This window comes from Pseudomonas sp. TYF_14 (genome assembly GCF_043105275.1).
GTDB classification, from domain to species: Bacteria; Pseudomonadota; Gammaproteobacteria; order Pseudomonadales; family Pseudomonadaceae; genus Aquipseudomonas; species Aquipseudomonas alloputida.
Genome location: NZ_JBICLK010000019.1, coordinates 75,421 through 83,914 on the forward strand (window position 1 = coordinate 75,421; position 8,494 = coordinate 83,914).

The window sequence follows — 8,494 nt, forward strand, 5'->3', positions numbered from 1 at the left end:
TATACGCCCAGCAGCCGACACAATCGTTGTAGGAGTACACAAAGCATTTGTTAAGCTGATTCAAGTCGCCAGAAATGACCAAGGCCATTCACCCGATGGATGAACTGCGCAAGATCGACCTCAACCTGCTGCTCGCCCTGCACGCCTTGCTCAGCGAAAGGCACGTGACCCGTGCAGCCTTGCGCCTGCACCGCAGTCAACCGGCGGTCAGCCACGCCTTGGCGCAGTTGCGCAAACACTTCGACGACCCTTTGCTGGTACGCCAAGGTGGCGGCATGGCCCTTACCGCCCGCGCCCAATCGCTGGCACAACCGCTACAGGATGCACTGAGCAATCTTGAAAGCCTGCTGGCCACCCCGCTGTTCGAACCAGCCAAGGCCCAGCGCCGGTTCCGGCTGTCGCTGTCCGACTACGCTTCGCGCATCATCCTGCCGCACCTGTTGCGCCACCTGCGCCAAGTCGCGCCCGGGGTGGACCTGGCCATCAGCCAGGCCAGCCGTGAAACCATGTTGGCGCAATTGCTCGATGGCGAACTGGATCTGGCCCTGGGCCTGTTCCCCGAACTGCCTCAGGACATCACCGCCCAGCCCCTGTTTGCCGATCGCTTCATCAGCGTTGCCGATCGCCAGGTCCTGCCTGCCAGTGGCGATATGGCCCTGGAAGACTGGCTGGCACGCCCACATGTATTGATGGCCATGCGCCCGGATGCTTTCGATGAAATCGAGCGTGCACTGGCCGCCCGGGGCTTGCAGCGCCGTATTGCCCTGGCCTTGCCACACTGGAGTGCGGCAGTCGAAGTGCTGGCCGGCACCGACCTGATCCTGACAGTGGCCAGCCGCGCTGTGGGGTCGTTGCGCCAACACAAGACACTGCGCCAGTTCACACCGCCACTGGCCATCCCCTCGTTCGACTATCAGCAAGCCTGGCACAACCGCAAGGACAGTGACCCCGGGCACCGCTGGTTGCGCGAAACCGTATGGGCCTGCAGTCAACCAGGGCGCTGATCAGTTTTCTTGCGCCTTCACAGCTGCCGTGGGGTGGGCCGGTGACGCCGTTGCCCAAGTGCCCTGTACCAGCAGCACTCCGCACAGGATCAGCACCACGCCGGCCACCCTGGCCAGGCTGAGCGGCTTGCCACCCAGCCCCATCACCCCGTAGTGGTCGGCAAGCACTGCCGTGATGATCTGCCCCGCCACCACCAGTACCAGGAACCCTGCTGCGCCAAGTTTAGGGGTGAGTGCGGCGGCACCGGCTACATACATTGCCCCGAGCACGCCACCAATCCACAACCACCAAGGCCCCTGCAGGGCCTTGCCCATGTCTGGCGCCGGTACCCGGATAATCAGCAGGGCAGCGATCACCACCAGCATGCTCACCGTCAACGATGTGAAAGCCCCCCACAGCCAGTGCCCAAGTGCCCGACCTGCCGCAGCATTACCTGCGGCCTGAAACGGCAACACCGCACCGGCAAGCAACGCCATGGCCACAGGAAGCGCCAGCAGAAGCATTGATTTACTGAACATGGCAGTCCTCATCCAAGGTATCGATGGCAACCATGATGCTGCATGCCCCAGTACTGATAGAAATCAAAATCCTGCACTTAAACTATTCGTACCCTGCATACTGAAACATTCCTTCCGGCCGGCGTGCGCATGGCCGACAATCGACTGCACCGTGCCACTGCCATGGAGCCTTAGCCATGAGCGACGAACGAAAGTCCCTGATCGACCGTGGCCACCTGCCAACCCGCAACCTGGCCGAATGCCTGGCGGTGGATCAAGCCGCCTTGGTCAACGCCTTGACAGGCCAACTGCCAGCAGCATTGGTAGAGCACCTCGCTGCCAGTGCGGCCCAGGCCCAGGCACTGGGCCTGTCAAAAAAAGTGGCGGCCATTGGCCTGGCGCTGGGCAAGTGGCTGGAGCAGGCCGCCGAGTCCTTGCGCCAGCAGGTGTTCGAGCAATGCTGCACGCACCCGTCCGATACCGTGCGCAGCTGGGCGGCGTTCGCCCAAGCGTACCTGTCACGCTCGCAGCCAGCGGAAGATGCCCTGCTGGCGCAGTTTCGCTTCGCCCGCGATGAGCACTTCGGCGTACGTGAATGGGCCTGGATCGCCCTGCGCCCGCGCATGGCCCAGCACCTTGAAGCCGCCCTGGCGCTACTCGGCCGCCATACCGGTGATGCCGACCCGCTGGTACGTCGGTTCTGCATCGAGATCCTGCGCCCGCGTGGCGTTTGGTGCGAGCACATTGCCACGCTCAAGCAACAACCAGAAGTGGCCGAGCCGTTGCTGGTACCGCTGCTGGCCGAAGCTGAGAAATACGCCCAGGACTCAGTCGCCAATTGGCTCAACGATGCCAGCAAGACCCGCCCCGACTGGGTACTTCAGCTGTTTCAGCGCCATCCCCCGGCCTGCAAGGCCTCACAGCGCATCCAGACCCGGGCTACCCGAAGCCTGCGGCAGTGACACACCACAAGTCGACTACCCCTAACGTGCAGAGCCCCAGCCCTTGATCGAAGCCGCCGGCTACTGAGGCCCGCTCCCCGGCACCAGCCTGCCCGGACCGCAAACGGCCGATCGTAGGCGAGTAACCGAGGTCGGCAACGGCCGAGATCAGCGCGAGGTTTCGACGCGCAGCACTTCGGTGTAGATCGCGTCAACCGTCTGGCCAACCTTGAGGTTCTTCATGCGTTTCTGCAGGTCTGGGTTCTCGACCTTGACCACCTGCAGCTTGCCCTCCGGTGGCAACAAGCTCACCTCATGCGTCTTGAGGTCGATCTTCTTGATCTGAGAGGTAACCTTGACCTGGCGGAACGCCTCGCCGCCCGGGTTGGGATTTTGCTCGGTTGCACGGATGGTACCGGACTCTTCAGTCGCTTTCGGCGCCCCCCCCACTTCCGGATTGAGCACATAGGCCACGGCGCGTGTCACGTAGATGTCGACTTGGTCACCGACTTTAAGGTTGGGCAGCGCTTTGGCCTTTTCGGTCAGTTGGAACGTCACATCCTTCTTCTCGTCAGGGCCTTTCACCGTGACTTGTCGGGTGGCCAGGTCGATAGCCGTTACCTGTGTGGTGACATGGCTTTCCAGCGCCTCGCTCCCGATGGGGATACCGGCAGCCTGTACCGTGAAGCTGGCAGCAGAGGCCAGCGTGGCAAGGGTTACAGCACGAGCGAGAGTACGAATGGGGTTCATAGGCGTGCTTCCCTGTGATCAAGTCCGAATAGGCGCGTGAAAGGCTCACGCGCTGACAAGCATAGCCATTACCGGCCGCCTTGCCGGCCCTCTCGGCTGGCGACGCATTTCGTCGCCGAAATCACTGTTATAGCTAATGCGAATTCTTCACACTTGCTTTACATTTGCAAATCGTTACTATTCGTGACTCCCGATAACAACAAAGAGTCGCCTGTAATGGCAAAAAGGTCTGTTGCCCCAGCATCCATTTCCATGCTGGGCCTGCTCGTTGTGCCTGCTGTCCACGCTGCCGCCCAAACCGATACGCAAAGTAGCCTCGCCCTGCCCGCCACCGCCGTCACCAGCGTCTATGAGCAGCAAAGCTACAAGGCCAGTGAAAGCCGCAGCGCCATGAAGATCGACGCGCCGCTGCGCGATATCCCGCAAACCGTCAACGTCGTTCCCGAAAGCGTGATCAAGGACCAAGGCGCACAGTCCATGGAAGACGTGCTGAAGAACGTGCCCGGCATCGGCCTGTCCAACGGCGACGGCCAACGCGATCAGGTGACCATCCGTGGCTTCAGCGCCATTGGCGACATGTACATAGACGGCGTGCGTGACGACGCCCTGTACTTTCGCGATCTGTCCAACATCGAGCGTGTCGAGGTGATCAAGGGCCCGGCCGCGGTGCTGTATGGCCGTGGCTCCTCGGGCGGGCTGATCAACAGCATCAGCAAAAAACCAAGCTTCACGCCCAAGCGCGAAGTCGGCATGAACGTCGACAGCGAAGGCAAACGCCGAACCCAGTTCGACACCGGCTGGGCCGACCCGCAAAGCAACCAGGCCTACCGCGTGACCGGTGCCTTCGAAGACAGCGACACCTTCCGCGATGATGGCTACATCGACCGCAAGGCCATCGCACCGTCGGCCTACTTCCGTCTCTCGGACGATCTGGAACTGAACCTGGGCGCCACCTACCTGTACGACAAGCGCCTGATCGACTTCGGCATCCCGGCCCTGGGCAACCGCCCGGTGGACGTGGACCGCGACAAGCGCTTTGGCTCTGGCGATGCTGACCAGGATTACGCCCGCAGCGAGGTGTTCTCGCTTACAGCCAGCCTGGACTACCGCATCAACGACAACTTCACCCTGACCAACACCAGCCGTTACTACCGCTACGACCTGGACCGCAACAACACCTTGGCCGACAGCAGCCCGACGCGCTTCGTCACCGCGCCCGACGGTGAACTGCTGATCAAGCTCAACCGCGGCAATGTCGCCCGCGATGAGTACGGTGTGTTCAACCAGACGGAGCTCAAGCAACAAGCGCAACTGGCCGGCATGCAGCACAACCTGTTGTACGGCGTGGAAGCAGGCTTTCAGGACAAGTACCAGCGCGTGCTGAGCCAGACCAACGTGGCCCAGGTACCGGTGTACCGTGATGCCTTGGTGCCGGTACCGGTACCGGAACATGCCGCCAACCTGTCGTCCAAGGGCACCAACTTCCAGCAGACCACCGGTCTGTACGTGCAGGACATGATCGAGCTGAACGCGCACTGGAAGGCACTGGTCGGTGTGCGTTATGACATCTTTGGCCAGGAGTACGACGACGACCGCGTGCAAAACATCGACCTGGATCGTACCGACAAGACCTGGAGCCCGCGTGCGGGTCTGGTCTACCAGCCAGACGCCATCCAGTCCTACTACGTGTCGGTCAGCCGCAGCTATCAGCCTTCGGGCGAAGTGTTCGCGGTGAGCCCGAGCAACCAGCACCTGGAGCCGGAAGAAACCACCAACTATGAAATCGGCGCCAAATGGGACCTGCTCGACAGCCGCCTGTCACTGACCGCCGCAGTGTTCCGCCTTGAGCGCACCAACATGAAGACTGCCGACCCGGCCAACCCCAACCTGACCGTATTGGCTGGCGAACAGCGTACCGATGGCTTTGAAGCCACCGTCAGCGGGCATCTCACCGACAAGTGGCAGATCTATGCCGGTTACGCTTACCTGGACGCCGAAATCACCAAGTCCAACAGCAAGACCAATGGCGTGGCGAACGAAGGCCAGACCCCTACCCTGACGCCGCGCAACAGCGCCAATGTCTGGTTGGTACGTAGCCTGACACCAGAGTGGCGTGTGGCCGCCGGAGCCAACTACGTCGACGAACGCTACACAGCGCTCGACAATGTGGTGGTGATGCCAGGCTATACCACCTTCGACGCCGCGCTGCTGTACAGCGTGCCGCAGTGGGATGCCGCGCTGCGCCTGAAGAACGTGTTCGACCGTGACTACTATGCCTCGGCACATGGCTCGGTCGACCTGATCACCCCAGGGGCGCCGCGCACACTGGAAGCCAGCTTCAACTACCGCTTCTGACCCACGCGCAATGCCTGTCAGTCAGCAATTGGGCCGCTCTGCGGCCCATCGCCAGCAAGATTTGCCGAATTGACCCGATAGCATTCAGCGATTCCGCGTCACCCGCCACACTGTATTCGCCAGGTCATCGGCAATGATCAACGCCCCCCGCGGGTCCACCGTCACCCCAACCGGTCGCCCACGGGTCTTGCCATCCTCACCGCGAAAGCCCGTGGCGAAGTCGATCGGCTCCCCTGCAGGCTTGCCATTGCTGAACGGCACGAAAATCACCTTGTACCCCACCGGGTTGGGCCGGTTCCAGCTGCCGTGCTCGCCCACGAACACACCGTCTGCAAAGCGCTCGCCCATTGCCGAGGTCGAGAAGTCCACACCCAGTGCAGCCACATGCGAACCCAGGCTGTAATCCGGTTTGATCGCCGCCGCCACCTTGTCCGGGTTCTGCGGCCGCACCCGCTCATCCACATGCTGCCCCCAGTAGCTGTAAGGCCAACCATAGAAGCCGCCTTCACGTACCGAAGTGAGGTAGTCTGGCACCAGGTCGGGGCCCAGCTCATCCCGCTCGTTGACCACCGTCCACAACTGCCCGGTCTGCGGCTGGATGGTCAATGCCGTCGGGTTACGCAAGCCGGTGGCATAGGGCCGGTGTGCGCCGGTCTCGGCATCAACCTGCCAGACCATGGCCCGATCGATCTCCACCTCCAGGCCGCGCTCGGTGATGTTGCTGTTCGAGCCGATACCCACATACAAGAAGCGACCATCCGGGCTGATGGTCAGGGCCTTGGTCCAATGGTGGTTGATTTCAGCCGGCAGGTCGGTGACCTTGGTTGGCGGGCCGTCGGCCTGGGTCTGGCCTTCCTTGTAGTCAAAGCGCACCAGCGCATCCTGGTTGGCTACATACAGCTTGCCGTTGGCATAGGCCAGGCCGTACGGTGCGTTGAGGTTATCCGCAAACACGGCCTGTACCTCGTAGTTGCCATCGCCGTCAGCATCGCGCAGCAAGGTCAGGCGGTTGCCACCCTTGACCTGGGTATTGCCCTTGGCCTTGATCTGGCTAGCGATCACATCCTTGGGCTTGAGCTTGGCCGCGCTGCCTCCCCGGCCCTCAGCCACCAGAATGTCGCCATTGGGCAGCACCAGGCTCTGGCGCGGGATTTTCAGGCCGGTGGCAATGGCGGTGACACTGAAGCCCTCCGGCACGGTCGGTTTCAGTTCGCCCCAGGCAGCCGGTTGCGCAATCTTCATGCTCGGCAGCAAGCCGCGCTGAGGCTCCGGCAGTTTCGGGTCCGGGCCATGGGCCTGGGTCGGCTCGCCGTCGCCACCACAGGCACTCAGCAATAGCGCCACACCCAACAGGCTAAATGCATGCAAAGGCTTCATGCCACACCTCCTGAACGCAGGTTGCTCAAACCGGTCCAGGCGGCCACCACTGCGAGCACTGTCACGATTACCGACAACACCAACCCAGAAGGCATCACCGCCCAGGCGTCCTTGGCATGCTCAAAGGCATTGATCAGCCCAAGCCCCCAAGTCACCAGCAGCAGCACGAAGTACAGCGTAGCGCGTCCGCCCTTGCGCTCGGCGCGGATCAGGTTGGCCAGCGCGAACAACAGTGCCAGCCCACAGAAGACCAGGGCCCCGGCGATGAGCCAGGCGGCGAAGTTGCTCCACTGAATCTGATAGCTGTTGTAGTAGGCGATATCGCTCAGCAGCGCGCCAAGGAACAACGGCACACTGCCCGCCAGCAGCAGGGCATGCAGCGGGCTGGGCGTACAGCGGTAGAGGGTTTGATCAGGTGCGGTCACGGTGCCTCCTTTTCATTCAGTGACCCAGGGGCTGATGGTCTTGCGCCATCAGGTAAGCGCAGGGTGCGCTTAGCAAAGGAGCCCCTTGACGCCCCGATAGTTCACCGTTTCGCTGTAATGAAATATCCTGCAAGGCATTTGCTGCCAAGCGCAGAAGGGGAATACATGAGCAGACCAAACGCGTACTGGGCCCTGGCCACCCTGCTCAGCCTCAGCCTGGCTCTCGCCGGCTGCTCCAGCAACGCCAGCAAGGCACGCTACGCCACGCCTGCAGTGGGCTCCAACTGCTTTGCCAAGGCCGTCCCCACTACCGGGGAAGGCGGCCTGGCCTGGGGCAATACATTGAGCATTGCGCGACAGAAATCCCTGAATAACTGCGTGCGTTATGCCAGCCGCTCGGGAGGCACGCCCAGGACTTGCCAGGTAGTGATGGCCAAGTGCAAAAACTGAACATATAACAATCTCAAAGTAGGAAACTTCCTACAAAAATACTGCAACTTTTCACACGATATTGCGCAAACACAATACATATGCATTCAAATAAAATCTTACACTTTCAGCCTCGACCCAAAAGCAGCGATCGAGGCATTGTCTTTCACTTGAATTCCAGACACTTGATCGCCCGCGCATCTTAGCAAGTAAGTAGGAAACTTCTTACAGCATAGAGTCGGGCCTGAAATCCAGCACAGTATGAATACCGGCATTTCAGTCTTGTCAGTACTGAAAGTTGCCGCAGTGCGTCTCTGGTTGGAAAAGACTGTCTCTCTGAGCAAGGAGCTCGCATGACCAATGCCTCCGTCAGTAGCGCCACCTCCGGCCCTGCCTGCAGCGCACGCGTGCCCATCCTGCCATTGCGCTACGCCATCATGCCCCGCACCGGCGACGCCCCCGCCTGCCGCTATGCCGATGCAGGCTTCAACCTGGAACAAGGCTTCCCCACGCTGCAGCACTCGGCCTACACCCTCCGCGCTTTGCGCCCGGGCTATGTCTACGTGTTCATGAAAGGCCCTCAGGGCGAAAAGCTGGTCATTCACGAGTACGTCGGCGCGGGCCTCTACAAGGAGCTGCGCTATCAAGGGCTGGAGGACTACCACCGCCGTGAGCGCTACCTGTCCGGCCAGAGCACCGGCTGGGTGTGGGCCGA

Annotated in this window: 9 protein-coding genes; 5 read left to right on the top strand and 4 right to left on the bottom strand. The window is 61.5% G+C overall.

The window, feature by feature from the left end:
• The first annotated feature begins 95 nt into the window (after nucleotides 1–95).
• Nucleotides 96–1,004, top strand: a complete 909-nt coding sequence (locus ACF8O8_RS05800; protein ID WP_049588102.1) for a LysR family transcriptional regulator — start codon at nucleotides 96–98, stop codon at nucleotides 1,002–1,004.
• Here the strand turns inward: ACF8O8_RS05800 and ACF8O8_RS05805 are convergent, their stop codons facing one another.
• Nucleotides 1,005–1,523 carry a DMT family transporter gene (locus tag ACF8O8_RS05805; protein ID WP_020192124.1) on the bottom strand — a complete coding sequence of 173 codons (519 nt, stop codon included), beginning with the start codon at nucleotides 1,521–1,523 and terminating at the stop codon, nucleotides 1,005–1,007.
• A 176-nt stretch (nucleotides 1,524–1,699) separates the two neighbouring features.
• On the opposite strand from ACF8O8_RS05805, the gene ACF8O8_RS05810 reads away from it, so the two are divergent.
• Nucleotides 1,700–2,464, top strand: coding sequence for a hypothetical protein (locus ACF8O8_RS05810; RefSeq protein ID WP_392509368.1), 765 nt, complete (start codon nucleotides 1,700–1,702; stop codon nucleotides 2,462–2,464).
• Nucleotides 2,465–2,611: 147 nt separating this feature from the next.
• Here the strand turns inward: ACF8O8_RS05810 and ACF8O8_RS05815 are convergent, their stop codons facing one another.
• The gene (locus tag ACF8O8_RS05815; RefSeq protein WP_010954456.1) at nucleotides 2,612–3,193 is read right to left on the bottom strand and encodes a hypothetical protein; all 582 of its coding nucleotides are present in this window, start codon (nucleotides 3,191–3,193) and stop codon (nucleotides 2,612–2,614) included.
• Between the two features lie 216 nt (nucleotides 3,194–3,409).
• On the opposite strand from ACF8O8_RS05815, the gene ACF8O8_RS05820 reads away from it, so the two are divergent.
• Nucleotides 3,410–5,548, top strand: a complete 2,139-nt coding sequence (locus ACF8O8_RS05820; protein WP_392509369.1) for a TonB-dependent receptor — start codon at nucleotides 3,410–3,412, stop codon at nucleotides 5,546–5,548.
• A gap of 84 nt (nucleotides 5,549–5,632) precedes the next feature.
• Here the strand turns inward: ACF8O8_RS05820 and ACF8O8_RS05825 are convergent, their stop codons facing one another.
• Both ACF8O8_RS05825 and ACF8O8_RS05830 read right to left on the bottom strand, forming a co-directional pair.
• Nucleotides 5,633–6,925 (bottom strand): sorbosone dehydrogenase family protein, encoded by a 1,293-nt coding sequence (locus tag ACF8O8_RS05825; RefSeq protein ID WP_010954458.1) that lies wholly within the window; start codon nucleotides 6,923–6,925, stop codon nucleotides 5,633–5,635.
• The gene (locus ACF8O8_RS05830) at nucleotides 6,922–7,350 is read right to left on the bottom strand and encodes a DUF2231 domain-containing protein (RefSeq protein ID WP_003247665.1); all 429 of its coding nucleotides are present in this window, start codon (nucleotides 7,348–7,350) and stop codon (nucleotides 6,922–6,924) included. The genes ACF8O8_RS05825 and ACF8O8_RS05830 overlap by 4 nt, the downstream gene beginning before the upstream one ends.
• Nucleotides 7,351–7,515: 165 nt before the next feature.
• Here ACF8O8_RS05830 and ACF8O8_RS05835 point away from each other — a divergent pair, with 165 nt between their 5' ends.
• Nucleotides 7,516–7,800 (top strand): hypothetical protein, encoded by a 285-nt coding sequence (locus ACF8O8_RS05835; protein WP_049588094.1) that lies wholly within the window; start codon nucleotides 7,516–7,518, stop codon nucleotides 7,798–7,800.
• A 332-nt stretch (nucleotides 7,801–8,132) separates the two neighbouring features.
• Nucleotides 8,133–8,494 (top strand): toxin VasX (locus ACF8O8_RS05840; protein ID WP_392509370.1); only part of this gene is annotated, 362 nt, incomplete at its 3' end.

Excerpts from the sequence above, each read along its gene's own strand:
- ACF8O8_RS05825 (WP_010954458.1), bottom strand. The coding sequence starts at position 6,925 with ATGAAGCCTTTGCATGCATTTAGCCTGTTGGGTGTGGCGCTATTGCTG.
- ACF8O8_RS05815 (WP_010954456.1), bottom strand. The coding sequence starts at position 3,193 with ATGAACCCCATTCGTACTCTCGCTCGTGCTGTAACCCTTGCCACGCTG.
- ACF8O8_RS05805 (WP_020192124.1), bottom strand. The coding sequence starts at position 1,523 with ATGTTCAGTAAATCAATGCTTCTGCTGGCGCTTCCTGTGGCCATGGCG.
- ACF8O8_RS05810 (WP_392509368.1), top strand. The coding sequence starts at position 1,700 with ATGAGCGACGAACGAAAGTCCCTGATCGACCGTGGCCACCTGCCAACC.
- ACF8O8_RS05800 (WP_049588102.1), top strand. The coding sequence starts at position 96 with ATGGATGAACTGCGCAAGATCGACCTCAACCTGCTGCTCGCCCTGCAC.
- ACF8O8_RS05820 (WP_392509369.1), top strand. The coding sequence starts at position 3,410 with ATGGCAAAAAGGTCTGTTGCCCCAGCATCCATTTCCATGCTGGGCCTG.
- ACF8O8_RS05835 (WP_049588094.1), top strand. The coding sequence starts at position 7,516 with ATGAGCAGACCAAACGCGTACTGGGCCCTGGCCACCCTGCTCAGCCTC.